The following is a 26,872-nucleotide window of genomic DNA, read 5'->3' as shown; positions in this document are numbered from 1 at the left end:
TTATTGTCAGCAATGACTATTCCACTGCCGTTTCCTCCTTCTTTTTGTTCTTTTAAAATCCCAGCAATGCCGGGGCTATCACTATGATCATTACAATTCCTAACTGAAGAATCATCGGAAATAAAAGCTTTGTTCCCGCCTCTTCTCCTTTTCGTTTTGCCAGCTCCTTTTTTAACTGCAATGCAGCAGCCTCCTCTTCTGCCAGCAGATTCAGGATATCCCTTGTCCCTTTTTTGATATTCTGTGACAAAAGAGTAAATATCTTCTGATAAACCGGAAGGCCCAGCCGGTTGCTCAGCCGGTAATAGCCTTCTGTTTCCGGAATTCCCGACTGTATCTCATTCAATGTATAATTCAGCTCCTCTGCCAGAACCGGGCTGTCACTTTGCACCACAGCTCTACTCAGAGACCCCTTCACCGTTAATCCGGCTCCCATATAAAGGCTCATCAGATCCACAAAAGATGGGTACGCCATAAGCAACTCCTCATTTCTCTTTTTCTCCTTCGTCCGTATATCCGAATATTCTTTATAGACGAGCAAAATACTGAATATCCCTCCAAGAACAAATACCAGTACCGGAAGCCGCATCGTACCGGTATGCTGCAGATGATATCCCGCAACTGTCTCCGGAAGAACCAATGATGAAGTATCTGACTTACGCTGTAGCATATCTAACGCCTCCTGAATCGTCTCTATTGCCTTTTCCGTCTCATTCTTTTCCCTGCCTGCAACCTTTACAGGATAGTTTCTGGATGCCGAAAAATCTTCATAAGACAGAGTTGCCACCAGATTTACAAGAACCGGTTCATCCAGCCGATGATCAATGATCTCGCCTCGGTAATCAACAATATCGCTTTCATCTTCAATCTCCCATGAAACCCGGAGTCCCAGTTCATCAACAGAATCGATCAGCTCCAGATCCTCCGTAATATGATCTGCATTCTCGTTTGTTCCCAAATATACGGAATCAATGTAAGCAAATCCTTTATCAAAAGCCTCTTCAATGCTCTCTGCATCATAGGTCAACGGAAGCACATCCACAGATATCATCTGCTTTTCACCATTGATCTCTGTTTCCAACTGCGTGACTGTTTCATCTCCACCGTAGGATTCCCTGTTCAATACAATCGAAGTCTTTGTCCGGTTCATATATACTGCCAGACCAACGGATAAGACCAATGTTCCAAAAAATACCAGCAGACTGTTCGACAGGATTCGGATACAATATTCCTCACATAACCGAGTCAGTTCATCCTCCGGTACAACATGGATCTTTCGCATCCGTTCCCGGATCGTTCTCATATTCAAAAACCTATGTATCTTCCGGTACAGAAAGCTGCCAACCGGTCTTTTTAATTCTCTCATCATCCATCACACTCCAATATTGATCAGTTTTCTGCTCCAGAAATATGAAATGATTCCTGCCAGCAGACATAATGTCATCACGATCCGACCTGCCACTCCTTCATATAAAATACAGATATAACTCTGGTTCACCATACGAAGATATCCAATGATCAGAAAAGGAATGACCAGCATGATCCTCTGTTCATACCGTTTTGCTGCGATCATAGTCGCAATCTCCATTTCCACTTCTACCTTTCGGGCAATTCCAGCCGCAGTCGTTTTCATGATCTGTACCATATTGCCGCCTGTCCTTTTTGCCACAGCAACCAGTTGGGAAAAATTATGGATCTCGCGGATACCGGAGCGTTCTCCAAAATCCGCAAGAACATCTTCTATGTTCTTATGTAAGCGGATCTCATGCATGATCAATACAAGCTCCCGGACGATCAGCGCATCTTTTCCGTATGTCCGTGTCAGCTCCTCATGTGCTGCTATAAAAGCATTCTCAAATGAATATCCGACGCTGAGACTGGCGGCAAGTGCCTGCACCATATCCTTAAACTGAAGATATAATTCCTGCTGCCTCCTCTTCCTTTTGTATTCTTCAAACAGCCTTCGCACATATACACCCGTGGGCAGCATCAGAATCAGCGGAAGAAATGAATCATAAAATATAATGCATACCACTGCTGCCGCAACCAGATATCCCATTCCAAAAACAATGTTTTCCATCAAAGATAACCGGTATCGTGTATAATCTGTTTTCACATCCTGGCCCCTCCTTTCCTATTCCAGCCCTGCCCGTTTCAATTTCTCCTTGTTCTGCAAAGCTGCCTTCTTTTTCAAATATCCCTGAACGGTTTTCCTGCCTTTCTCTGCCTGTTCTTCAAATTCATAAAGTGACGTCAACTGAACCTGTCCATTCTCTATTCCTGTTACTTCACAGATCTCTGTTACCTTTCTGGATCCATCCCGGAGTCTTCCCAGATGAATGATAATATCCACAGCCGAAGCGATCTGCCGCCTAACAGCTTCCATCGGAAGTTCTATTCCCATCAGCACCATAGATTCCAGCCTTGTGATCATGTCATATGCTGAGTTTGCATGGCCGGTCGAAAGACTTCCATCATGCCCGGTATTCATTGCTGTCAGCATATCGATCGCTGCCGAATCCCGGACTTCACCTACGATCACCCGGTCCGGCCGCATACGAAGACTTGCCTTGATCAAATCCCGTATCGTGATCGCATTTTCGCCTTCCACATTGGAATTTCTGGTTTCCATCCGTACCAGATTCTCCACATCACGCAGCTGCAGTTCTGCCGAATCCTCGATCGTGATGATCCGTTCGGTCTTTGGTATATAATCCGACAGCGCATTCAGGAATGTCGTCTTTCCTGCTCCCGTTCCTCCTGATACAAATATGTTGTATCTTGCCTTTACCAGCAGCTTCAGGAATCCGGCAGTTTCCTCATCTAAAGCCCCAAGTTCAATCAGCCTTTCCATCGTCATTTTCTCTTTTGGGAACTTACGGATCGTCATGGTCGGTCCATCAAGGGCGACCGGTGGCAGCACCACATTCACTCTGGAACCATCCGGCAGTCTGGCATCTACGATCGGGACTGCTTCGTTCACTAAGCGGTTACATCCGGCTACGATCTGCTGAATAATCGATGCCAGACGATCTTCGCTCTCAAAGCTCTGGGAAAAGGACTGAATACGTCCATCTTTCTCTACAAAGATCTGATCGTACCCATTGATCATGATCTCCGTTATGCTGTCATCCTCTAACAAATCTGATAACACATCCATCCGTCTGACCGCATTGAACAATTCCTTTCTCAACCGAATCCGTCCTTCCAGACTGACATATCCGATATCCGGATGTTCCAGAAGCGATCGGTCGATCAGTTCCAGAACCTTCTCATCTATGATCTCCTGAGACATATCCAGTTCTTCCAGAACGTGCTCTTTTAATTTCTTTCTGTCCTCTGGGCTTATATCCCCACCAGCCTTCCCGCCAATTGCATCATCTCCGCACTGTCATATGCATGATCCGGTACAACGACCTGCTGCATCCGCATGACTACCTTCTGTAATTCCTGTTTCTCCAACAATCTTTGAAATGCCGCAACCTTTTCTTCTGCATACCCGCCATCCAGAACCGGAACAAATACATGATCGAACTCACCAAGTATCGTAATATCTCCAAGCACGCTGCCATCAATATCAAATACGATCGTTGTGTATCGTCCATATGCAATCAGCTTCTTTATGAACCAGCTCACATCCGACCGGTTCAGTTCTCTGATATCCAGATATACTTCCGGTGACGCGATCATGCTAATCCCTCCTTCCACAACCACACTTTTATCCAGATATTCAAAAATCTGCCCTGATTGTATTCGGATCAAATATGCAAGCTCAGACATACCACAAGTCTTATCCGTTACTGTCTCCGAAGTTTCCTGCTTCCTTTCTCCATATGCTTCCATCCCGATATACAGCCCACCACGTACCTCGTCCATCAGGCAGATGCTTTTTGCCAGTCTGGTCTTACCCGACCTGCCGATTGGGGAGATAACTGCATAAGTCGCAAATAACTCCCATTTTCCTTCTGCCTCCTCCGCTTTTATGATCCTCAACACCCGCTTCAGTATTTCTTCCACACTCAGATACCGGTAAATTGCTTCTTTCTCCGTCTTATCCGGTGCCTGCTCCGCCAGCTTGATCGTACAAATATTTTTTCCTTCCGGAAGTCCTACGATCACAGGCATCATGCTTTCTTCATACAACAGCGCATCTAATGTGTGCTCCTTCAGATAATTTTCCAATCGTTCTTCTGTCGAAAATGCCATTGCGAAGAATGGATTTCTTTTATCTGCATTAATGTAATTCATCAACCCGATCACATAGTTTGATTCCATTCCAACTATGCCAAGTTTTAACTGCCGCACTTTTTCCTCCTTTCCCAGCTTCTTTCTTCAAATATCAACCCCATTGGCAATACAACAGACATCCCAGTAATATTGCCATGGAAAAATGGATCTTATTCCTTCGGTGCCGTCTTCGTCTTCGATGCTTCAGCCATGGGATCCATACATTCTTTACCATATACAGCAAAGACAAAACCCCACCAAACAGAAACGAATACAGAACGATCCGCCAGACCTCCATTCCGATAAATGCACCAAGGGCTGCAAACAGCTTGATATCTCCGGCTCCCAGGAATCCAAATTGATACAGAAGGAACAGCAATGCAACCGGAAGGACAATACCAAGTACCACCTGTATGCCTCCCATTCTCCAGCCCTCTCTCTGGATCGTCACAAATATCCCGGTTTCCATCCCGATCAATACCAGCCAGTTCGGAATCCTCCATGTCTTGAAATCCAGAACTACTGCTGCACTTACCAACAGGATCATTAATGTCTTCTCAAAAACAAACGCTGTATCACTCTCCTTTTTTTCATTTTTCTGATGTCCTGCCATCAGCGTATCCATACGTTACCATCCCGAAAAAACATTGTAAATACGCAGAAAATAAACTAATTTTTACCATTCTTAACTTGACACAATCATTTAATATCTGTCAGTTTTGCACACATTTATCTATCCCTTTTCAGGCAACAAAAAAAGACCTGCCGTAACAGATCTTTTTCTGATTCTTATGTAATTTCTGAAGTTTGTGCTTCTTTTTGTCATATACGCATTTTGCAGATATTTATCTGGATTTTTGCATTTCTCTGACCTTATGCACTCACTACCGGGATACTTCTTCATTCTGCGGAACCGCTTCCGGCTGGGATGTCGGTGCAACTGCAGGTACGGATTCCTGTACAGGTCCTGCCTGTGGAGCAGGTGCAGGATTCTGCTGTGGTGGCATCTCATTCATCTGTGGTGCCATACCCTGTGGTGGCATTCCGTTCATCTGTGGTGCCATACCCTGTGGTGGCATTCCGTTCATCTGTGGTGCCATACCCTGTGGTGGCATTCCGTTCATCTGTGGTGCCATACCCTGTGGTGGCATTCCGTTCATCTGTGGTGCCATACCCTGTGGCGGCATTCCGTTCATCTGTGGATTATACATGCCCTGCTGTGGCATTCCATTCATCTGTGGTGCCATACCCTGTGGTGGCATTCCGTTCATCTGCGGTGCCATGCCCTGTGGCGGCATTCCGTTCATCTGTGGATTGTAGCCTTGTGGTGGCATTCCATTCATCTGTGGATTGTACATACCCTGTGGTGGCATTCCGTTCATCTGCGGATTATACATACCCTGTGGTGGTGTCTGCTGATACTGATTGCCACTGTTCATGATACGGTGTTCCTGTTCTTCTACTTCTCTGTATTCCTTCTCCAGAGCTGCAATATTCTCTAATCCCTTTGCAGCACTGTCAAACAGATGCTTGATCTCCTCCGGTGCTTCTTCCTTGTTCAGGTTGTAATAATATCTTCCGATCTCTGTATAGATTCTGTCAAGATTGGAATTCTCAGATGAGATCTTGCCTTTTATCTTTGTCTTCTGTGCAGCACACTTTGTGCTGTCAACTGCCTGATTAGCTAATGACTTTGTCTTTTCAAATGCATTCTGAAAAAAATTACCTGCCATTGTCAAATGACCTCCTTATGTTAATCATCAATATATTTGTTCAATGTCTCAACAACATCGTTCAGATTATATGGTTTTGCTATGTAATCATCCAGTTTATTCTCAAGAATACGTTCCTTATCACCAAACATGGCTCTTGCTGTTACTGCGATAATTGGAAGTCTCTTTCTCTTCTCTTTCTGCTCGATCTCACGGATCTCCTGTGTAGCTGCGATACCATCCATAACAGGCATCTGTACATCAAATAACGCTGCATCGTAAATCTTCTGCTTGAAGAGTTCAACTGCTTTCTGACCATTCTCTGCAATATCGTAAGAGAAGCCTGCCATACCAAGTAACTTACCGATTACCTGCTGATTAACCGGTTCATCCTCAGCTACAAGGATTCTTGCCTTGCTGTGTGCATTGATTGAAAATACAGCCGGTTCTTCTTCCTGCTCAATCTCTACTGATGCATCATCCGATGCCTTTACAACCTTCATAGGTACTTCTACGATGAACGTAGAACCAATGTCTTCCTTACTCTGAACCTGAATGTTGCCACCCATCAGTTCAACGATCTGCTTTGTGATTACAAGGCCAAGGCCGGATCCACCATATCTTCTTGTATCAGAAGAATCAACCTGGCTGAAACGGATAAACAGCTTGCTCATGTTAGCCTCTGAAATACCAATACCGGTATCTGCAACTGCCATACGGATCTTAACCTTATTTTCCCCTTCCATATCCATGGATGCGATCTTAACACGTACACTTCCCTCTGACGTAAACTTGATCGCGTTTGATAACAGGCAGTTTAATACCTGCTGAATTCTCTGTCCATCGCCCTTTACCAGCTTTGGAATATTGTTTCCAAATGAACAGTCGAGCTGTAACCCCTTATTATTTGCAAGTGGTACCTGAGCAGCAACCGTCTCCTCGATCGCCTGTTTGATATCAAATGTTTCTTCTTTGATCTTGTACTTTCCTGCTTCCAGCTTACTGATATCAAGGATATCATTGATCAGTCGGAGCAGTGTATCCGCACAGTTCTTTGCTGTTACAAGGTTATCTCTGTAATCTGCCTGAAGATCATCAGCCATCAGTGTAAGCTGGAGCATACCCAGAATACCATTGATAGGTGTACGGATCTCATGGCTCATATTTGCAAGGAACTCAGCCTGTGTCTTATAGGCTGCATTCGCATCAACAATTGCCTTGGACAATTTGTTCTCTGTATCTTTCTGATCTGTGATATCAATAACCACCATGTTAATGTAATCTGCTTCTGACTTATACATTACGGTGTTAAATACCTTCTGAAGAGATTCCATTGTGATCTCAACATCCATCAGATCTCCTTCTTTTGTTCCGGAGTTATTATATGCCGTAAACCAGGCATTGATATCCTGAAGGACCTCGATCTTGCTTTCTTTCAGGTTCTTGCCGGTGTAATCACTGACATCCAGCTTGAAATACTCACCAAAGATCTCGTTTGCATCTACGATCTGATAACTGACACCATTTACAGGATCATCTATGATCTTTGCCTGTGCAAAACCGATTGGCAGGTTCATAAATAACTTTTTATATTTATCTCCCTTTCCGCCACTTCCACTCGTACCGTCACCACAGATGATGAATACTCCTCCAAATGTTACAACTGCAGCAAGTATTCCAACGATCAGAGCACCCACTCCTACACCTGCAACACCTAAGATACCTGCCAGAAGACCAAGTACCGCACCGGCTGCTGCGACCGGTTTCCAACCCAACTCCTTAATTTTCTCCATTGATGCACCTCTATTTCTACTTTTTTGAATCTAATACTTTGACTCCACATGTTATTATATTATAAATGAATGTTAAGGTCAACGAGATGATAAAAAAACCTATAGATTTTTCATAAAATCTATAGGCCTTTTTTGATATTTTTTACTAGATATCACTAATGCACTGATTACACTATCTCCAGGAATCTGGCAGATATAAACAAATTTCAAGGTTCCATATGCCCTGTTTTTTATATATGTTATACATCTGTCAATTCCCGGCTCACAAAAGCGTACGCATTATGGTTATAATGCCTGTTTTTTATTTTGGATCGTTATCAAATACATCCTTCAAGATCTCATCTACATGCTTATAATAATCATCATCTAAAGTCTCCGGTTCTGTCTGCTCCACCGCTTCATCTACTGACAGGCTCCGGTCGTCCGGTTCTGGCAGATCACTTGTTGCATCCGACTCCGTTTCATTTATGCCGGCACTCTGTGTTCTGCGTTTTCTCCTGCCTGATGTTTTCTCCGCGTTCCGGTTCTGAAGCTGTCTTCTTCCACACAGGAAGCCAAACAGCAGCCAGCATGCAAAGGTAAGGATCAGTCCAAGTTTCAGACCAGGTGGAAAATATTTGAATTCGATCACATGATCACCCGCAGCAAGCTTCAATGCAATAAATGCATTTCCAACCTTGTCAATCTCATATTTTTCGCCATCGACATATGCTGTCCATCCGGCATCATATGGGATCGATGTGAACAGCAGTCCCGGATATGAGATCGTAATATAACCCTTCACATATCCATCTTCCATCTTTCCGATAAGAAGCTGCTGGCTCTGCAGGATATCATATGCCTGAAGGAAGGATTCCCAGTTCATATCTGCAACGATCAGCCGGGCAGTTCCTGTATTTGCCTGGGTATCGCGGAAACAATACTCAACCGTTACCTTCTGTCCCTTTACCAGATGTCCGACATGATAGGTCTGATTCTGAAGTCTTTCATAATTCTTCTCTTCATTGTCAATATAGATACGAACCTTGTTGATACCGGAGCAATTCGCCATGATATAAATATCATTCGTCTCATCCGTAATATCAAAGCTCAACTGGAAGTTACAGGTGCTGCTATCGGTACGCTTGTATGAATAATACTCACTCAGATCTCCCTGACGCGTTACCTCACAGTTATCACTGTATGTGGATACCTCCGGATATAATTCAGAGAATACTCCCGGCACACCGGTAGACAGCTTCACAAACTGGTTCAGCGTCTCAAACATATTTCCGATATCGCCATCATAATCCAACAGATCATTATTGACCATATAACCAAGGCTCAATGCATACGGATTCTCGTATAACCGTATACCATCCACCTCATTTACATAATTCACATCAAAATAATTATACTCGCCATCCCTCTGAAGCAGATATTTTATACCAAGCAGGGAATTGGATACTGTATTTCCACCATCAAACAGAAACTCATTTGCTCCTGTGTAATATCCCAGATCATGCATCATATCAACCAGATCTGCAGATACTGTCGAGCCAAACAGACAGACGCTTTTCAGATTATAAAAGGTCGGTTCGTCTACGATCTTTGTATTCATCATCTCTACCCGGTATGGCTTATCCTTGCAGTCCAGATAATCAATTGCATTCCGGATCTCCGATTCCAGACCAAAATACTGACTGATATCTACATAACCATTGCTGTCATATCCCTTAATTCCATTGATCGTTGTCTCAACCAGACAGACAATCAGAAGCACATAGGATATGATCCGTTTCCACATACCCTTCGTCAATGTGAAGCCGACCATGCATACTGCGTATGCTGTTATAAAGATCTCTGTCCATAACAAGGTTTCCTTTTCCAGTGTACACTTCTTTGTCGCCAGGATCAGGAATGCATATCCACAGGCAATTCCAAGCATAACTGACAGGATATCCTTCTTCTGAAGCTTCATCAGCACTTCACAGCACATGGCAAGCAGCAGGAAAATGAACAGAAATGAAAAACGATTCGGGATTCCATACTGATCATGGAAGCCATGCCAGATATAATTCAAAAGCTGGTTGTTAAAACTTGCAAATATAACTACAAGTATGATCACATTTTTAACCTTATCCCACAACTTGATCCTACGGTTCAGCAGATATACAAACAGCAGAACAAAACAGATCGTTCCACAGTATATATTCAGCCCGCCGTCAAATTGCTGGTTCTTGATTGGCTTTGTCAGATAAAAAAGCTGTTTGATCTGATCCCAGATGCTTCCATACCATTCTGCTTTCGGAAATACACGATTTGCCGAAGCGGTTGTATTCAGTCCAAGGTACGCCGGGATCAGAAGAAATGCTGCCATTCCGGCCGCCAATAAGGAACAGCCCGCTAAACGGAAACCATCCGTAAAGAATTTCTTTATGCTCTTATGATTGGTCAGCAGGAATTCCATAACGAGGAAAATACAGATCATGAAACAAATATAATAATTACACATCAATCCATAGAACAGGGACAGCACATATAACTTATAATTCCCGGTTTCTGTCATCCGTTCAAAGCCCGCCATAATAAGCGGAAGGATCAGGATGCAATCCATCCACATTAAGTTCCAGGAATAACCGATAATATAATTGCTTAATGCATATGCCGTTGAAAAGATCAGAATCACTGCCTGATATTTCCCCTGTTCCTTACATTTTTCCCGCATATAATAAGCAAATGACATACCGGATAAAATGATCTTGATTCCGATAAACAAGCTCATCACAATATAGATATGCTCCTGCTTGAACAATACCACAAGGAAATTGATCGGGCAGGCAATATAATAGGCAATGATCGACAGCATATTGCTTCCAAGACCGATATCCCAGGTATAAAACAGACTTCCTTCATTTTGAAGCTTATCATAATAATCAGAAAAAAACGGAAGGTACTGATGCAGGCTGTCCACCATGGTCAGACTGTTCCCGCCAAATGGTCCGATCTTTTCTGCTATCCATACTCCCAGCAGGAAACAAGCCGGAAGCAGTCCGGCAAGAAGAATAATATAGTTTTTCTTCATAAACAACCGTATAGACGGCTTTTTTTTCTTAAAGACGAAACATTTGCCAAATACATAATTGATCACAACTACAAAGAACTGAATAATGATCTTGGATAAGAATTCATTACAGCGGAAGGAATCACATAACAGATTCGTTCCAACTACTTCGACCAGCATGGCAAGAAGCCTGGTTCCGACAAAGGATATAAATTCCCGGCTTAAAGTCACGGCATCCTTCTTACTACTCTCCGTAAATACAAAAAACTTATTTGCAAAAAATGCAAACAGGATCGCCAGCGATATCGCTATGACATTCGCTCCGCTTCTGGATAAGCCGGTGAACATCCGCAGAAGATAAAATGAAACAATATTTACAACTGTCGTGGCTACACCCGCTATTACATATCTTACAATCTCTTTTTTTAATAACTTCTTTATTGTGTCCATAACTATAACTCTCTTATATCAGTGCAGCCGAACAGATACCCCTGCCGGCTGCATGTTCATGTGTGTGTATTCTTTTTTATTTTGTATTACCCAGACCTGACAGCAGATAGATCAATGGAGAATTCCAGTAGATTGTTATCTCATTACAGGAAAATGACTGTGCATTGTCTGCATAGCGGCTCTCCGGTGCTTTGCCCAGAAGAACAGCCTTCGCATATGGATCTTCCAGATTACTGTCTGCTCCGCCAACTAACATACCCGGCATTGCTACATCTAATACCTGAGATGGTCTGTGGTGTGGATGAAGCGGAGTTCTTGTACCAAAGCCTGTTACATAACAATAGCCGACTGCATTCCTTCCAAGCAGGTAATCTCTCTGATAGGAAGCATATTTTACATAGTCTGCATCTGGCTTCAGCTTGTTTGCCATCAGAAGTAACATTCCCTTATTTGCAATGTTCATATTACTTCCCCATGCAAATGTCTTAGTTGGTGATACCCATACGCCAAAACCATTGTCTTTGATCTGTTCTACCGTCTTATCTACTTCATTGAAGAACAGTTCGTTTGCCTTAGCTGAACCGCCGTCATACTTAATATAATCGTACAGGGCATAATATCCGACATCTGCCCATCCAAGTCCGTAGTTTACAATATCGTCGCCCTCAATGATCGCATCGGCTGCTTTCTTATAGGAATCATCTCCGGTTGCTGCATACAATTCTACTGCTGCCCAGATTGCTTCATCACGGAAAATGGTATCCGGATATTCACCGGTTACAATATCATCCGGATTGGAGAATCCGTGCGCATCCATGTTGCCACTCAGATATTCGTATGCTTTCTTTGATGCTTCCAGACATTTTGCTGCAAAATCTGCATCGTATTCTTTATATAGAACAGACGCCTTTGCCATAACAGCTGTAAAATCTCCGGTGGCTGTATTTGAGATCGGACATGCGATCAACTGTGCTGTTTCTTTCTCCGGCATAACCGTCTCAGGAAATACATCACAGGTTACCTTGTGATATACACCACCATTGTCATCCTGCATTTTAAGCATCCAGTCCAGTTCATATCTTGCTTCATCTAAGATATCCGGAACACCGTTTCCGCTTTCCGGAATACCAATATCATCTGCCTTGTATTCATTATCCTCGTATGTCATAAACAGATCCTGTACCGTCTTGGCACCGGATACAACATAACGGCCATAATCTCCGGCATCATGCCAGCCGCCTGTCACATCGATCTTCTTATCAGTCCCGTATACAACCGCTTCTCCTGTATGGCAGGCAGGATGTGCAAATTCGCCTGCAATGCTGCTGTCAAGTTCTACTCCACAACGCTGGTTATACAGCATCAGTACAACATCCTTATACAGGTCACCATAGATATCATCACCGATCTTGAACTCTGCGGATTCTTCTCCATCATCTGTCTTGATCTTATAGGTTCCTGCATCCTTTACGGATGAGAAATCTGCCTGCTTGCAGAACATCTCTGATGGTGGATCGTAGGTAGCTTCTTCCGGCAGATCTGCTGAATATACGGACTTGTTTGATGTTACATCTATTACTTCAAATGACTTTGCATTTTTTTCGATCACAGTAGCAACCTTGGAATCGCCGGTCAGATAACCAACCTGGTTCACATTGATAGCCATAGGATCCGGTGTTGCTTCTACCTGCTGTGCGCCGGAAGCATCAACTGCCTCTAATAAGATATTATCAAAATAAATATTATGCTCTGCTTCGTCTCCGGTCATACCTTCCTGCTTTCCCATATTAAAGCAAAGACGAGGTGCAGGATCGGAATCCTCTTCCATCGTAAACTGTGCTGTAATGTGCTGCGTCTCCGGTCCGATCGTGATCACATCACTGGTATATGCATGATAATCTCCGCCATTGATCTGTAATCTCCATTCGATCGTACGCTCAATGTCGCATCTTACATCAAAGGAATATTCATAAACGCATCCCTGATACAGACGAAAGCCATCGTAATAGATCTGGTTTGCATAATCCGCACTTCCTGTCTTTTTGATGTTGATGTGAAGCTCTCCATCCTCATTGGTCATTTCTTCATTTCCACCATTCGTATAGGTGTGGAAACCATCCGTATCCTTATCATCAAAATTGATATTGATGACTTTATCACCATCTGAAACACCCAGTGCCTCTGTTGTTGGCTCCTCTGTTTCCTCTTCGGTTGCCTTCTCCGTTGTCGTTTCTTCTTCCTCAGTGGACTCGGCTTCCGTCGTAACCTCTGTCGTCTCAGCGGTCGTTCCATCTGCATCTTTCTTTGTACCACTGCAGCCTGCAAGCAGTGACATGGTCATCGCCGCAGTCAGACAAAGAACAGCAACTTTTTTCATTTTTCTCATGTTTTATTATCCCTCCATATTTTCTTTATGTACGATACCTTCTCAACTGTACATATATTTATAACACGTCGCCTCCCGGCTCCATATGTCTTTCACTTTTATACCATAACAATTAGCCAGCTCTTACTGCTCCGGATATCGCACGACATCCTGATACCGCATATGTCCGCCAAAGATATCAAGTGCGCTTCCGATTGTAAAATCAACCCGGTTTCTGCCAAGCAGCTTCAGTTTATCCAGATCCTCAAAGGACGCGATCCCGCCTGCATAGGTCACAGGGATCCTGCCCCAGTTTCCAAGCAGCTCGGCAATATGTGTCTCGATTCCGGACGCCTTACCTTCCACATCCACCGCATGGATCAAATATTCATCGCAGTAACCGGCAAGCATATCCAGTGTTCCTTCCGTCATTTTTACCTTTGTGAACTTCTGCCAGCGATCTGTCACAATATAATAACCATCCTCGCATCGTCTGCAGCTCAGATCCAGTACCAGATGATTCTTGCCAACTGCCCGTCGGATGGCTTCCAGATTGTCATAGTTGATCTCTCCATTTTTAAATACATACGATGTAACAATCACATGGGATGCCCCCATGTCAAGAAACCGTCCGGCATTTTCCGCATTGATACCGCCACCGATCTGCAAGCCTCCCGGATATTCCGTAAGTGCCAGCTCTGCCTGATAGCAATCCTCCTCATAATACTCGCTTCCCGCCGGATTCAACAGGATAATATGTCCACCCTGTATACCCGCATCCTTATACATCCGGGCAAATGCTGCGCCATCGTACTCAGATACAAAATTCTCTTTTGCAGCATTTCCTTCATCCTGAAGGCTGCTGCCAACGATCTGTTTCACTTTTCCATTATGTATATCGATGCATGGACGAAATTTCATATTTTCTCCCAGGCAATATGCCTTTTTTCATTTTTATATCGTTACAATGTCTGCAAATACAAAGTGTCCGCAGACATTGTTTATTCTAACACAGAACCTTCTATAATCCAAGTGTCATATAAAAACCTGCGGCAGTTGTCCATCTCATGCAGACTCAGATCATGACTCATAACTTACACAAATAGAAAAGGCCGATGCAAGCTCATCGACCTTCTCCTATACATATCACTCCGACATAGACCTGTTCCACGCCAGCCTCCTGTAATGCTTCCGTACATGCCTGCACTGTCGCACCTGTCGTATAAATATCATCTATTAATAAGACCGTCTTCCATTCCGCCGGAAGTGCCCGGACCTCTAATGCCTGTTTTATATTATTTGCACGTTCAAGCGGTGATAATTCCTTCTGTGGTGTCGTATCCGACACACGGAGCAGATGTCCGTTATCTACCGGAATATCCAGTCTCCGTCCTACCACATCTGCCAACAGCTCCGCCTGATTATATCCCCGTTTCCGTAATTTACTTCTGTGAACCGGTACGGGCAAAATGATCTGCAGCCGTTCTGCAAGTCCCGCTTTCCGGATCCGTTCTGCAACAAGACTTCCATAATATTCCACATATTCCCGTTTATTGTGATATTTGATCGCGAGCACACTGGATGCGACCGGTTCCACATACCGGAAGACCGGATATGCCCGTTCAAAGCTCCGGGTATGCGTCCTGCAGTCTGCACAGTATTCCAACTCCTCGTCATCCAGACTTTTTCCACATTTCATACATGTGGGTTCTGTCACATATGGCAGCAACTCATGTTTTCCGCAGATTCCTTTTGCACCATACGGCATAACCTCATCACAGATCGGGCATCGTCTTGGAAATACCAGATCTATCATTGCCCGGTTCCATTTGTTCTGTATCTGCATATATAGCCCCCTTTATTGCTTTTCCTGTTATATCATGTGCTTCGCACATTCAATGCATTCGGAAATTATCCCTCTCCTGATTTATGCCAGTTCTACCAGTCGTTCTGCAAATGTCGTATACCGCTTCTGTTCGTCGATATTATCAATCATCGTCTTAACCAGACCTATATTGCCTACGATCACAACACCCTTTCTTGCCCTTGTAACTGCCGTATAGAGCAGATTCCTGTTCAGCAGCTTTGCCGGACCTGTAAGAAGCGGAATCACCACGACCGGATACTCACTTCCCTGTGATTTGTGTATTGTGATAGCATATGCATGTTCCAGTTCATCAAGCTGGGAGTAAAGGTAATCTACCAGTCTTCCATCATCATATTCGACAACAATCTTCTGATCAAACTCATCAATCTCTTTTACAAAACCGACATCCCCATTGAATACACCTACCCCCTCTTCCTTCACGAAGCGTCCTTTTGCATCCATGATCTTCCATTCCAGCTTGTAATTGTTCTTGATCTGCATGACCTTGTCGCCCTTACGGAATACAACGTCATTTTTCTCTTTCTCCGGTATGCTTCTGTTCGGTGGGTTCAGGATCTCCTGCAGCCGTTTATTCAGATTCTCAACACCCAGCTCATACTTCCGCATCGGAGTAAGCACCTGAATGTTCATCGGATCGACCTGGAAGAACCCAGGCAGACTGTCTAAGATCAGATGTTTCAATTCTGCGATAATATCCTGTGATCCCTGTCTTGGTATGTAGAAGAAATCCCGGCTTTTATTATTGATCGCAAGCTGTTTTCCCGCATTGATCAGATGGGCGTTCGTGATAATGTCACTGTTCTCGCCCTGTCGGAATATCTTATCCAACACTGTTACGGAAAATACTTCCGAACGAATGATGTCCTTTAATACATTTCCCGGTCCGACAGATGGAAGCTGGTTGGAATCCCCTACCAGCACCAGTCTGGTTCCCGGCATGATCGCCTGCAGTAAACTGTAAAACAGGCTGCTGTCTACCATCGACATCTCATCTATGATAATTACATCCGCTTCTAACGGATTGTTTGAATTTCTTGCAAATGTATAGGTGGAACTGTTTCCTTCTTCATCAATCCCGCCACCGGACAGTTCCAGAAGCCGGTGGATCGTCTGTGCCGTATATCCGGTTGCCTCGGTGATCCTCTTTGCCGCGCGTCCGGTCGGTGCTGCAAGCAACAGTTCCAGATTCAATTTCTCAAACATCTTGATCATGGCATTGATCGTTGTTGTTTTACCCGTACCCGGTCCACCTGTGATCACTGCCACGCCGTTATTGACTGCATTCTTGATCGCAAGTTTCTGCTTTTCTTCCAGTGTAATCTTCTCTACTTCCTCGATCTGTGCAAGCATCTTATCCAGTGGACGATCCTCTGATGTGAAATCCAGATCGATATCTGACAATATTCTTGCTGAATTCAGCTCAATATAATAATTTGCCGCAGCATAGACCGCAATTACAGCTCCGTCAAGCTCCTTTACGATCGCCTTGCCTGCCATCTGAAGCTCTATAATCTGGCTTCCGATCTCATTTTCCAGTTCTTCATTATATGGCACATTGTCATCCACCAGAAGTGAATACGTCTTTGCCACCAGCATCTGCTTCGGAAGATACATATGCCCAAGCTGGCTCGCATTTAACAATGTATATAACAATGCTGCCCTGATACGAAAATCCGAATCACTGCTGATCCCCATTCGTTCAGCGATCTCATCCGCCGTCTTAAAACCGACACCACTGATATCCTCAGCGATCTTATATGGATTTGACCGGATGATTTTATACATCTCCTGACCGTATTCATTGAAGATCTTCACTGCCAGATTGATCGATATTCCATATCCGGTCAGAAAAATGATCGCATCCTGCATCTCTTTCTTTTCATTATAAGAGACTGCGATCTCTCTTGCTTTCCGCTCCGAGATACCCTTGACCTCTGCCAGTCGTTCCGGCTCTTCTTCAATGATACGCAGAGAATCCATCTTAAATTTCTTTACGATACGTTTTGCAAGTGCCTCACCGACACCTTTAATGATACCAGAACCCAGATATCGTTCTACACTTACCATATCGTCCGGCATCTTGATTTCATAGGATGTAAATTTGAATTGGAGATCATACTGGGGATGATTGACATATTCCCCTTCTGCAGATATGTAGATTCCTTCACTGATACCGTGAAGGGTTCCGACAAAAATGTCTTCGCCGTCTTCACCTTCTACAGTGAAAACGGCGTAGCCATTGTCGTCATTTTTATAGATAACTTTTTCAACATAACCTTCTTTTATCACAACAAGTCTCCTGCGTTACTCTGTCTTACTGTTGAGTAATTCGATATATTTTCCTGTTCCGATAGCAACTGCACGAAGTGGATCTTCTGCAGTCATGGTTGTAATTCCTGTCTTTTCTTCCAGAAGCTCTTCCAGTCCATGGAGCAATGCTCCACCACCGGTCAATACGATACCTCTGTCTGCAATGTCTGCTGCCAGCTCAGGAGGTGTCCGTTCCAGAACGGAATGAACGGCTTCACAGATCTGGGATGCAGGCTCACGCAGCGCTTCTTCTGTCTCATCTGATGTTACTGTTACTGTCTTTGGAAGTCCGGTTACCAGATTCCTGCCACGGATATCCAGTGTGATGTTCTCTGGTCTTCTGAAACAGGTTCCGATCTTGATCTTAATCTCCTCTGCGGTTCTCTCACCGATCAGAAGATTGTGCTTCTTTCTCATAAAACGCACGATTGCTTCATCAAAATCATCTCCGGCAACCTTAATGGAAGCACTTACAACCGGGCCGCCAAGGGAAATAACGGCAATATCTGAAGTTCCGCCACCGATATCGACGATCATATTACCACATGGTCTGTAGATATCAATTCCTGCGCCGATTGCTGCTGCCACCGGTTCTTCTATAATCGATACATCTCTTGCACCTGCTGCATAAGTTGCATCTTCTACTGCTTTCTTCTCCACCTCCGTTACCTGCGAAGGCACACATACACTGATACGTGGACGTCTTCCAAAGTAACTTCTTCCCACTGCTTTCTGGACAAAATACTTTAACATCTTTTCTGTTATTGTGTAGTCTGATATAACACCCTGACGAAGTGGGCGGATCGCTACGATATTTCCCGGTGTTCTTCCAAGCATCAGTCTGGCTTCTTCACCGATCGCTACTATTTTATTTGTATCTCTGTCATAGGCAACTACGGACGGCTCTTTTAATACAACGCCCTTGCCTTTTACATATACCAATATACTGGCGGTACCTAAATCTATACCGATATCTGAACTTGCCATGATTGGTCCCCTTTCTGGTTACTGTTAATCCTGTACATCCCTTAATATTACAAGAGATGCCTTTCTTCCGTCAAGCCATTTCATGCTGACTTCGGATAAATCCATGATCTTATCGAACTGTCTGATATAACTTCTCCAGCTCACTTCTTTCCGTTCGGTCAGAAATGGCTTCTGCACCGTTGATACACCTTTAAATGTATCATTCAGATCACGGATCAGTGTCTTACTATCTTTTCCTGTAAAATCATATCCAAGCATATCGTTTAACGGCTGATTGGAGAACAATACCTCTCCGGTCTCTTCATCACGGATAAAGATGCCGATCTTGATATGGTTATATGTATCTACCAGAAGCTTATTTACCATTCGAATGTTGCCATCACCCTCTATTCTGGCAAGGATACCCTGAATGACGTTTCGAATATCCTTCGAAAATTCAATATCATCCTCTGACCATATCTTATCTGTATGATTGTTCGCCATAACAATACAACCGCTGATGATATTATTGATCTCTATGCTGAGTGCGACAAAACTCGTTACACCGATCTGCTCCATATTGCTCTGGAAGTTCTTAAAGTTATGGTTCTTATCTGCTACAATGCAGTCGTAAGAACGTTCCTTGCTGTGTGCAAAGAATTTCTTGCCCCGCTGCCATTCTTCCACATATTCTTCTGCAGACATGTTCTTTTCTCTTGACCAGATATGACTGCACATATACTCTTGATCTTCGTTCAGGGAATAGATCGCCATAACATCGATTCCCAGATAATCACTGGTTCTTTCCAAAATATTGCTGATTGTCTTATTATCATCACTGTCCATGGAACTGAGTGCTTCTGTCAGAATCTTCTGTCTCTGGATCTTCTCTTCTAACAACATCTCAACAGATTTGCTCCGTTCTGCTTCTTTGGACAGGACCTTGTCATTATATGCATATTCTGAGAAGATATTGCACATATTCCACTGGATCTTATAGACCTTCTTCATCTTTGTAACATCTGCTGTATCATATCCGCACAGGATCCAGGTTGCAATGTGTTTCTCTCCAATCTTAATCGGGGCTCCGCAGATAATACTTCCATCTATACCGTCATCCATCTCCATAATGACCGGAACATTGTTCTGAAGGATCACCTCATTTAACTTCACAATGATACTCTTATACTGAGGTTTTTCAAAAAGATCATAAAAGCTTCCCATATGCAGAGACGGTCCTGCCGGTTCTACAAGCTGATCTCCCGCCGGAGATACAACCGTTGAATATAGCCCGCTTAAGCTTGCAAATGCTTTTACAATACTGTTCCATTTGTCTTTATCGATACTCTCGCTCGTATATTCATTCTCATCTACAGTCGTGTTCATAATGTAAGAAAGCTTGTCTTCATACTCTTTCTTAGCCTCCTCTACACTGTTCTGCAGCTTCTTGTTTTCTGTAATATCTGTTATAAAGAACTCAATCGTATAAGAAGAATCCCCTGCCTGTGTGATACTGTTCTGGGAACGAACCCATCTGACATTTCCATAATCATCTACGATACGATACTCGTCCTCATAATCGGATCCACCACTCTTTAACACATTCTTCGCATTCTGAATAACTCTTGCGCGATCCTGTGGATGAATATAGTCTTCTGTCAGTTTATTTCCCGCCATAAGTGCATCCACATTCATTCCAAGTAATCTGGCATTCGGTGTAATGTATTTCAATGTGCTGTGTCCTCTGCTAATGGATTTTACCATCACAAGACTCTTGATCTTGTTCATAACAGATAATATATATTCACCTTTTTCCCCATCATAGGAATGCTTTTTTTCTTTTACAAATAATAATTCAATGCCATCAGCACATCCATCCGGCGACTTTACGATGTGACAGTTCAGCATCATAGTAGTGATTGCACTCTCTGCCGATACAAAACGTACCTTCATCTCAAAATCCGTATGTCCTGTATTCTCCGCCTTATAGAGATTCCCGATCAGAATATCATAGTCATTCTTAACTATAATATCGCGAATCCCTACTGCTCCACTGTAAAAGTCACCTTCTTTATATCCGAATTCCGTTATATTCTTTGTTACATAACGAGTCTGCCATCTGCTGTCCGGCTTGTAGAGATACAGTGCCAGAATGCCCGCATGGTTAATGATACGTTCCAGACTCATACTTCCGATTGCTACATCGGAGCGCAGTTCAAACAGTACCATATATGCCTTTTTCCCGTTATATTCAAACTGATTGACAAATCCACTTACAACCAGTCTTTTTTTCTTATTTATATTCAGCAGAAGCCGATGCCAGATAATCGTTTTCTTCTCATTTAAAATTGGCCAGAACTCATCACTGGACATAAACTTATCCGGCTCCATCGTGATCGAATCGATCTGGTTGCCGACCAGTTTTACTGCCGCATTATTGATACTTAAAACTTCTCCATCCTCGCAGAATACAACTGCGGGATATTCAATATGGCTCAGAAAATCTGAATAATTGCTGATTTTGCCTATCTCCAAATGTATCCCTCTTTTCTCTTATGTAACCCCATAGACACATAAAACTTTTCCATGTCAGCCATAGAAAAGTTTCATGTATGCTAAATATCGCTGTTAATATTATTCCTCTGTTTTGTCGTCTTCCGTTCCGGCAGCTTCTTTATCATCCTCGGATGACACCATTGAAGTTGCTTCACTCTTCAGACCTGTAAATGCCTTATCTGCAATATCCTTTGTTACACAACATGCATCTACAACACCATCTAAGGCAGCCAGAAGTTCTCCCATATATTTGCTGACTGCATCACATTCCTTCTTTACATTCTTTCTGAGAACGTATGCTTCGCTGGTCGCTTTGTTTGTAATAGCTTCTGCTTCCTTCTGTGCATTTTCCTTCTGGGTTCTGCACTCATAATCTGTCTTTGCACTTAAAGCTTCTGCAGCTTCATGTGCTTTATTTCTTGTACGCTCGCTGTCGTTGTAAGCCTGTTCCTTCAGACTTGCGCAAGTTGCTTCCGTCTCATCATACATCTGCTTACACTTTGCATTTGTCTCTGTCTCAAGTGCATTGCAACGATCGGTTGTATCCTTCTCCATTGCTTCACACTTTGCAGTCATCTCTGCATGCTGTGCCTCACACTCTTTATTCGTCTGGGCGATCAGCGCATCTGCGCTCTCTCTTGCCTCTAAGAGTGTTCTTGAAATGGATTCATATCTTCCTGCGGATTCGAATTCCTTCTGCTTATAAGCGTTTACCTGCTCCTTCAGAGATTCAATCTCGCTTTCATATTCTGCATTCTTTGCTTTTAAGCCATCAATTGTCTTATTTGACTCTGTCAGATTTACTTCTCTCATAGTCTTAAGGCTTAATACGGCTTCGCTGAGCTTGTTTACATTTGCCTTTAACTCATTGACTTCCTTTTCATGATCAGCCTTTAACTCTTCAATATAATAATCAACTGAATTCTTATCATATCCACCAAATGTTACTGTCTTAAATGATGCTTCTGTCTTTACTTCTTCCTCATCAAAATTATTGTCTTTTGCCACGATGATCCCTCCAAAATAATCTATTATTTAAGCATCTTCCTGTCGTCAGGGCGATCATTGCGCCTGCCATCGTCGTCTATTTCTGTGTGTTATACTTATGCATTCCAGTACAGATGCTCATTTTCTGTAAGCACTAATTGAAATGATTATAACACACCCTTATAGTTTTGCACAATTATTTTTTCTTAATTTAGTTACAAAGCACATATTTTGTGCTATATTGGACAAGGAAATCAAACCGAACTGTTAGGAGGAATTTTTATTACTATGAAACACACAAGAAAATGCCTGACCACTGCATTTATGATCCTGATCTGTCTTTTTGCTTTTACCGGCTGTGGTCAGAAAAAAGTTACCGCATACCAATCGTATGTAAAAAATCTTCTCGATGTTAATTATAAAGGTGATTACACCAATTATGTGAAACAGAATAAAGGAAATGAAACCGATGCACTTGCACTGTATCAGGACTGCCTTTCCAATCTCGCAAACCAATTGATCACACATTATAATCTGAATACCAACCAGTCTGTTGAAGTAAACCAGACTTTTACCACTGTTGCTGCCGCTATTTACAATGATGCACGATATGAAGTATCGGAAAGCTATAAAGAAAACGGGGACTACTATGTGGATGTAACCATATATCCACTGGCAATCCTTGACCAGTCCTACGATGAAATTATTGCTTATATTGAAGCCTTTAATAAAGACGTAGACGACGGTGTCTATAATGACGTTAAGAAAGAGGAATATGATAAAAAGTTTGCAAACGGTATTGCATCGATCCTTTCTTCTCATACCGAAAAACCACAGTACAAGGATCCTGTAGTCATCAAGGCACTTATCAACGATGACGGTGAATACTACAGCATCTCATCCGACAGTCTGAAGGAGATCGACCAGGCAATGATCGCCACTGAGACCGCTGACGCTACGGAAGCCGACACTTCCAAGGAATAAACGGGCGAAAGACAACAGCACCAATTTTTCATCTAAAAAAAGAACAATACCCTTTCACTACGCAGAACACTCTCGTTCTATTTCTCACGTAGCGGTACTAAACTCCCACCTAACGGTGGTTCGTTAAGGACCGACGTTCGTAACTGAGACCTTAGCGAGGCTCGCCGAGGTTAGTTCGAAGTTATACAGAGTAAAAAGGTCTGCTACATGAAAGATATTGTTCTTTTTTCTATCTATACATACTACACGCTGTTGTCTTTCTGCCTATTGATAAAATACTTACAGAATAGTTATATGAAAAGGCTTCGTCTGTCAGAAACAGGACGAAGCCTTTTGGTTTATTTCTCGCGGAATGTGAATTCCTCGTTTGCAAGTTTGAATTTGCTGCCATCGATCAGCATCATGTCTGTACCGCTGTTGATGATCTTGCCACCAAGATAGGTGTGGTTGGTTGATTTGTTATCACGCAGATAATAAACACCATTGACGTTGATGATATATGCATGACGACGGCTGACAGAATTGTTGTCTGTTACCTGATAATCAACACCCTGTGCAGACTTACCGATACAGAAGATCGGTTTGTCGATCTTAATCCGCTCACCGGTTCTGGTTCTTACGATAACAGGACCCGGTTTGCTCTTGGATGCATTCGTCAAAACAGTCGTTGATGTAATGTCTGAATCATCATCAAATCCGATATCATTACCGGAATAATCCTTAACTTCCTTTGCCAGTTTAAAACTTGGAATTGATACAACGGTTGTCTGTAATGGAACTTCCGTATCTTCTATTGCCTCTGCTTTCTGCGGTCTGACAATGAAATGCTGCTCATCCTCCGGATGAACATTGTTGTCGTTCTTCATATCTGTGATCATCTTGTAGAACTCTGACAGATAGAAAGATGGATTATGATCAAAGAATTTGATCAGTTCATATCCACAGTCTGAAGCTTTCTTATTCGCAAAGTCAAGCTTGTTTACCAGATCTCTGACAAACTTCTCCATATTGCATTTTTCCATCGGTTTATCGATTGGAAGGAATACAAGCTGAACACTCATATCTTCCAGATTCAGATACATGTATCCAATATTCAGGATAACCTTACCGAGTGGCATATCATTCGCCTTCAGGTACATCAACTGGTCAGCTATGCTGAACATAATATCCACCAGTTCGTCCCTGTGAATCTTCTTTGTAATAAACTGATTCATCGTAATCATGGCCGGAATCGAATATGTAAGCGCTCTCTGTCCGTCAATATACTCTTCATGGCAAAAGCTGTTGTTTCCTACAAATGATGTATTGTACAGCTCGACTTCATTATGAAGGATCTGGACATCATCTTCAATCTTAAAATATAATTTGTACTCATCGCACAAATATGTCTTCTCTGTGCTCATAATAACACCCTCCGCAATTATTCTCCAGCCACTCAAGTCCCATTTACTCTACAGTAACAGACTTGGCAAGATTACGCGGTTTATCTACATCCAGCCCTTTTGCATCTGATGTATAATATGCGATCAACTGCAAAATAACAGCCGCTGCAAATACAGTAAATAAACTATCCTGCTTAGGTATTCTTATATGCTTATCACATATCTGGGTGTCAGTAACTTCGTCACCCATACTAATTAGAATAACATATGCTCCCCTGGCTTTTACTTCCCTTATATTTGAAACCATCTTCTCGTATACAGCCGGCTGTGTCGCTAACGCGATAACCGGTACATTCTCTGTGATCAGAGCGATCGTACCATGTTTTAATTCACCTGCTGCGTAAGCCTCCGCATGAACATAGGATATCTCCTTCAACTTCAGAGCCCCCTCCAGTGAAAGAGTATAATCCATTCCCCTTCCGATAAAGAATGCATCCGGAGCCATCTTTATATAATTAGCAACAGTCTTGACTTCATCTGCCTGAAGCAGGGTTTCTTCTATTACCGGAATTGTTCCCAACAGTTTGCTGATAAATTTCTTTGCCTGCTCTTCTGAATAAATTCCTTTTACAAGTCCAAGCCTGCAGCCGATTAAATACATTGCCGCCATCTGAACCGAATATGCCTTTGTACTTGCAACTGCAATCTCCGGTCCGGCATGTGTATATAACACATAATCACTTTCTCTTGCGATCGTAGACCCTTTTACATTTACGATCGAAATAACCTTGGAACCACATCTTTTTGCCAGACGCATTGCTTCCAATGTGTCAATTGTCTCTCCCGACTGGGAAGTTACGATAACCAATGTCTTCTCATTGATCAGTGGTTCTTTATAACGGAATTCTGATGCGATCTCCACATTTACCGGTATACGAAGCTCTGATTCGATCATTGCTTTTCCTACGATTCCGGCATGCATAGCAGTTCCGCATGCAATGACTGTGATATTTTCACAATTTTTAAATACTTCATCATCAATCCCGTCTTCTGTAAAATCAGGGAGTGAATTCACAATTCTTGGTGTGATCGTATTTCTCAGGGATTCCGGCTGCTCATAAATCTCTTTTAACATGAAATGTGGAAATCCACCTTTCTGAGCGGCTGTAATATCCCATGTAATCTCTAACATCTGTGGTTTTACTTCATTGCCTTTCAGATCCTCAACCCGGATTCCTTCCTGTGTCATTGTAAGGATATGATATTCCGGCACAACAAAATAATCTTTTGAGAATGAAATGATCGCTGTCAGGTCTGACGCAATGATAGATCCTTCTTCGCTGTGTGCTGCTACCATCGGGCTGACATTTCTTACTGCATATATGATTCCAGGTCTGTCTGCAAACATAATGCAAAGCGCAAATGAACCCGCAATTATCTTAACCGCCTTCCGAATCGCTGCGATCGGATCACCATCATACAAAGTATCCAGCAGGGCTGCCACAACTTCAGAATCTGTTTCTGATACAAGCTTATCTGCCAGTCCATACTCTCTTATGATGTCACTGTAATTCTCAATGATACCATTGTGGATAAGAGCAACATTTCCACATCTGTGCGGATGCGCATTCGCATCTGTAACTCCACCATGTGTTGCCCATCTTGTATGTCCGATACCGCAAGTCGATGAATAATCTCCATCCTTACACAGTTCCCTGAGTTCGCTGACTCTTCCTGCCTTCTTCCGGATCGTTAATGTATCATCGTCATTTAAAAGTGCAATACCCGCACTGTCATAGCCTCTGTACTCTAACCGCTCCAGTCCATCGATCAGGATATCCTTCGCCGGCTTTCTGCCTGTAAAACCTATGATTCCACACATATATTCAATTATCTCCTTTCGGCTTATGATGCATATTTCTTTTTCTGTTCGTATATCTGTCTTTATCGTCCGCCAGATATTTTACTGCATCATCAAATTATCCGGTCATGCTGCTTTGTTTTGGAATCTCTTCCATATTTGGCATGCATGTGCGCATCCGGACTCTGCGTAGAGGCATCCGCCGAATTTTCGATAACCTCTATCCTCGTCACCCTTTTCGTCGTTGATCCAAAGGGACATGGCGCTAAGATTTCTAAATCTTTCAAAATCTGCTTTCCTCCATACTATAAGCAGACATTAAAATTTTATCATAGACCACCCAATAAA

The 26,872-nt window shown here is 42.9% G+C and carries 18 protein-coding genes; 1 reads left to right on the top strand and 17 read right to left on the bottom strand.

Going from position 1 to position 26,872, the window contains the following annotated elements:
• Positions 1 to 52: 52 nt before the first annotated feature.
• The 15 genes from DWY07_RS06750 to DWY07_RS06680 all read right to left on the bottom strand — a co-directional run bounded on the left by DWY07_RS06750 (position 53) and on the right by DWY07_RS06680 (position 22,318).
• Positions 53 to 1,369, bottom strand: a complete 1,317-nt coding sequence (locus tag DWY07_RS06750; protein WP_021943395.1) for a type II secretion system F family protein — start codon at positions 1,367 to 1,369, stop codon at positions 53 to 55.
• Positions 1,370 to 1,372: 3 nt separating this feature from the next.
• Positions 1,373 to 2,116 carry a type II secretion system F family protein gene (locus DWY07_RS06745; protein WP_117808572.1) on the bottom strand — a complete coding sequence of 248 codons (744 nt, stop codon included), beginning with the start codon at positions 2,114 to 2,116 and terminating at the stop codon, positions 1,373 to 1,375.
• A gap of 18 nt (positions 2,117 to 2,134) precedes the next feature.
• Positions 2,135 to 3,295 carry a CpaF family protein gene (locus tag DWY07_RS06740; protein ID WP_117808571.1) on the bottom strand — a complete coding sequence of 387 codons (1,161 nt, stop codon included), beginning with the start codon at positions 3,293 to 3,295 and terminating at the stop codon, positions 2,135 to 2,137.
• A 50-nt stretch (positions 3,296 to 3,345) separates the two neighbouring features.
• Complete coding sequence (locus DWY07_RS06735; protein ID WP_117808570.1) at positions 3,346 to 4,305, bottom strand: hypothetical protein; 960 nt, start codon at positions 4,303 to 4,305, stop codon at positions 3,346 to 3,348.
• 34 nt (positions 4,306 to 4,339) lie between these two features.
• Positions 4,340 to 4,852 carry an A24 family peptidase gene (locus tag DWY07_RS06730; RefSeq protein ID WP_117808569.1) on the bottom strand — a complete coding sequence of 171 codons (513 nt, stop codon included), beginning with the start codon at positions 4,850 to 4,852 and terminating at the stop codon, positions 4,340 to 4,342.
• 259 nt (positions 4,853 to 5,111) lie between these two features.
• The gene (locus DWY07_RS06725; RefSeq protein WP_117822530.1) at positions 5,112 to 5,960 is read right to left on the bottom strand and encodes a hypothetical protein; all 849 of its coding nucleotides are present in this window, start codon (positions 5,958 to 5,960) and stop codon (positions 5,112 to 5,114) included.
• 20 nt (positions 5,961 to 5,980) lie between these two features.
• Complete coding sequence (locus DWY07_RS06720; protein ID WP_117808567.1) at positions 5,981 to 7,732, bottom strand: ATP-binding protein; 1,752 nt, start codon at positions 7,730 to 7,732, stop codon at positions 5,981 to 5,983.
• Positions 7,733 to 8,033: 301 nt separating this feature from the next.
• The gene (locus DWY07_RS06715; RefSeq protein ID WP_117822529.1) at positions 8,034 to 11,225 is read right to left on the bottom strand and encodes a GtrA family protein; all 3,192 of its coding nucleotides are present in this window, start codon (positions 11,223 to 11,225) and stop codon (positions 8,034 to 8,036) included.
• Positions 11,226 to 11,301: 76 nt separating this feature from the next.
• Complete coding sequence (locus DWY07_RS06710; RefSeq protein WP_117808565.1) at positions 11,302 to 13,611, bottom strand: glycoside hydrolase family 9 protein; 2,310 nt, start codon at positions 13,609 to 13,611, stop codon at positions 11,302 to 11,304.
• Between the two features lie 123 nt (positions 13,612 to 13,734).
• On the bottom strand, positions 13,735 to 14,511 hold the full coding sequence (hisA, locus tag DWY07_RS06705; protein WP_117808564.1) for a phosphoribosylformimino-5-aminoimidazole carboxamide ribotide isomerase: 777 nt from the start codon (positions 14,509 to 14,511) through the stop codon (positions 13,735 to 13,737).
• 202 nt (positions 14,512 to 14,713) lie between these two features.
• Positions 14,714 to 15,436, bottom strand: coding sequence for a ComF family protein (locus DWY07_RS06700; RefSeq protein WP_117808563.1), 723 nt, complete (start codon positions 15,434 to 15,436; stop codon positions 14,714 to 14,716).
• Positions 15,437 to 15,517: 81 nt separating this feature from the next.
• A complete protein-coding gene (locus tag DWY07_RS06695; protein ID WP_117784690.1) occupies positions 15,518 to 17,767 on the bottom strand; it encodes an ATP-dependent RecD-like DNA helicase in 2,250 nt (749 codons plus the stop codon).
• Between the two features lie 15 nt (positions 17,768 to 17,782).
• The gene (mreB, locus tag DWY07_RS06690; RefSeq protein ID WP_021944010.1) at positions 17,783 to 18,775 is read right to left on the bottom strand and encodes a rod shape-determining protein MreB; all 993 of its coding nucleotides are present in this window, start codon (positions 18,773 to 18,775) and stop codon (positions 17,783 to 17,785) included.
• A gap of 24 nt (positions 18,776 to 18,799) precedes the next feature.
• Positions 18,800 to 21,289: a PAS domain-containing protein gene (locus DWY07_RS06685; RefSeq protein WP_117808562.1), complete on the bottom strand. Its 2,490-nt coding sequence runs from the start codon at positions 21,287 to 21,289 to the stop codon at positions 18,800 to 18,802.
• 99 nt (positions 21,290 to 21,388) lie between these two features.
• Positions 21,389 to 22,318, bottom strand: a complete 930-nt coding sequence (locus DWY07_RS06680) for a hypothetical protein (protein WP_021944012.1) — start codon at positions 22,316 to 22,318, stop codon at positions 21,389 to 21,391.
• Between the two features lie 267 nt (positions 22,319 to 22,585).
• Between DWY07_RS06680 and DWY07_RS06675 the strand changes: the two genes are divergently transcribed.
• Positions 22,586 to 23,281, top strand: a complete 696-nt coding sequence (locus tag DWY07_RS06675) for a hypothetical protein (RefSeq protein WP_117808561.1) — start codon at positions 22,586 to 22,588, stop codon at positions 23,279 to 23,281.
• A gap of 338 nt (positions 23,282 to 23,619) precedes the next feature.
• Here DWY07_RS06675 and DWY07_RS06670 read toward each other — a convergent pair whose 3' ends face one another.
• Positions 23,620 to 24,684 carry a DUF6382 domain-containing protein gene (locus DWY07_RS06670; protein WP_173784002.1) on the bottom strand — a complete coding sequence of 355 codons (1,065 nt, stop codon included), beginning with the start codon at positions 24,682 to 24,684 and terminating at the stop codon, positions 23,620 to 23,622.
• Between the two features lie 43 nt (positions 24,685 to 24,727).
• Entirely contained in the window at positions 24,728 to 26,545 is a 1,818-nt protein-coding gene (gene glmS / locus DWY07_RS06665) for a glutamine--fructose-6-phosphate transaminase (isomerizing) (RefSeq protein WP_117822528.1), read from the bottom strand.
• Positions 26,546 to 26,872: the final 327 nt, after the last annotated feature.

This window comes from Clostridium sp. AF23-6LB, assembly GCF_003461085.1.
Lineage (GTDB): Bacteria > Bacillota > Clostridia > Lachnospirales > Lachnospiraceae > Coprococcus > Coprococcus ammoniilyticus.
Note: the sequence above shows the minus strand (reverse complement) of the source record. Positions and strands in the feature narration are given on the sequence as shown.

What these genes read in the sequence shown, in the direction of transcription:
- DWY07_RS06670 (WP_173784002.1), bottom strand. Translation starts at nt 24,684, where the DNA reads ATGAGCACAGAGAAGACATATTTGTGCGATGAGTACAAATTATATTTT.
- DWY07_RS06715 (WP_117822529.1), bottom strand. Translation starts at nt 11,225, where the DNA reads ATGGACACAATAAAGAAGTTATTAAAAAAAGAGATTGTAAGATATGTA.
- DWY07_RS06750 (WP_021943395.1), bottom strand. Translation starts at nt 1,369, where the DNA reads ATGATGAGAGAATTAAAAAGACCGGTTGGCAGCTTTCTGTACCGGAAG.
- hisA (WP_117808564.1), bottom strand. Translation starts at nt 14,511, where the DNA reads ATGAAATTTCGTCCATGCATCGATATACATAATGGAAAAGTGAAACAG.
- mreB (WP_021944010.1), bottom strand. Translation starts at nt 18,775, where the DNA reads ATGGCAAGTTCAGATATCGGTATAGATTTAGGTACCGCCAGTATATTG.
- DWY07_RS06675 (WP_117808561.1), top strand. Translation starts at nt 22,586, where the DNA reads ATGAAACACACAAGAAAATGCCTGACCACTGCATTTATGATCCTGATC.
- DWY07_RS06740 (WP_117808571.1), bottom strand. Translation starts at nt 3,295, where the DNA reads ATGTCTCAGGAGATCATAGATGAGAAGGTTCTGGAACTGATCGACCGA.
- DWY07_RS06700 (WP_117808563.1), bottom strand. Translation starts at nt 15,436, where the DNA reads ATGCAGATACAGAACAAATGGAACCGGGCAATGATAGATCTGGTATTT.
- DWY07_RS06730 (WP_117808569.1), bottom strand. Translation starts at nt 4,852, where the DNA reads ATGGATACGCTGATGGCAGGACATCAGAAAAATGAAAAAAAGGAGAGT.
- glmS (WP_117822528.1), bottom strand. Translation starts at nt 26,545, where the DNA reads ATGTGTGGAATCATAGGTTTTACAGGCAGAAAGCCGGCGAAGGATATC.
- DWY07_RS06725 (WP_117822530.1), bottom strand. Translation starts at nt 5,960, where the DNA reads ATGGCAGGTAATTTTTTTCAGAATGCATTTGAAAAGACAAAGTCATTA.
- DWY07_RS06710 (WP_117808565.1), bottom strand. Translation starts at nt 13,611, where the DNA reads ATGAGAAAAATGAAAAAAGTTGCTGTTCTTTGTCTGACTGCGGCGATG.
- DWY07_RS06720 (WP_117808567.1), bottom strand. Translation starts at nt 7,732, where the DNA reads ATGGAGAAAATTAAGGAGTTGGGTTGGAAACCGGTCGCAGCAGCCGGT.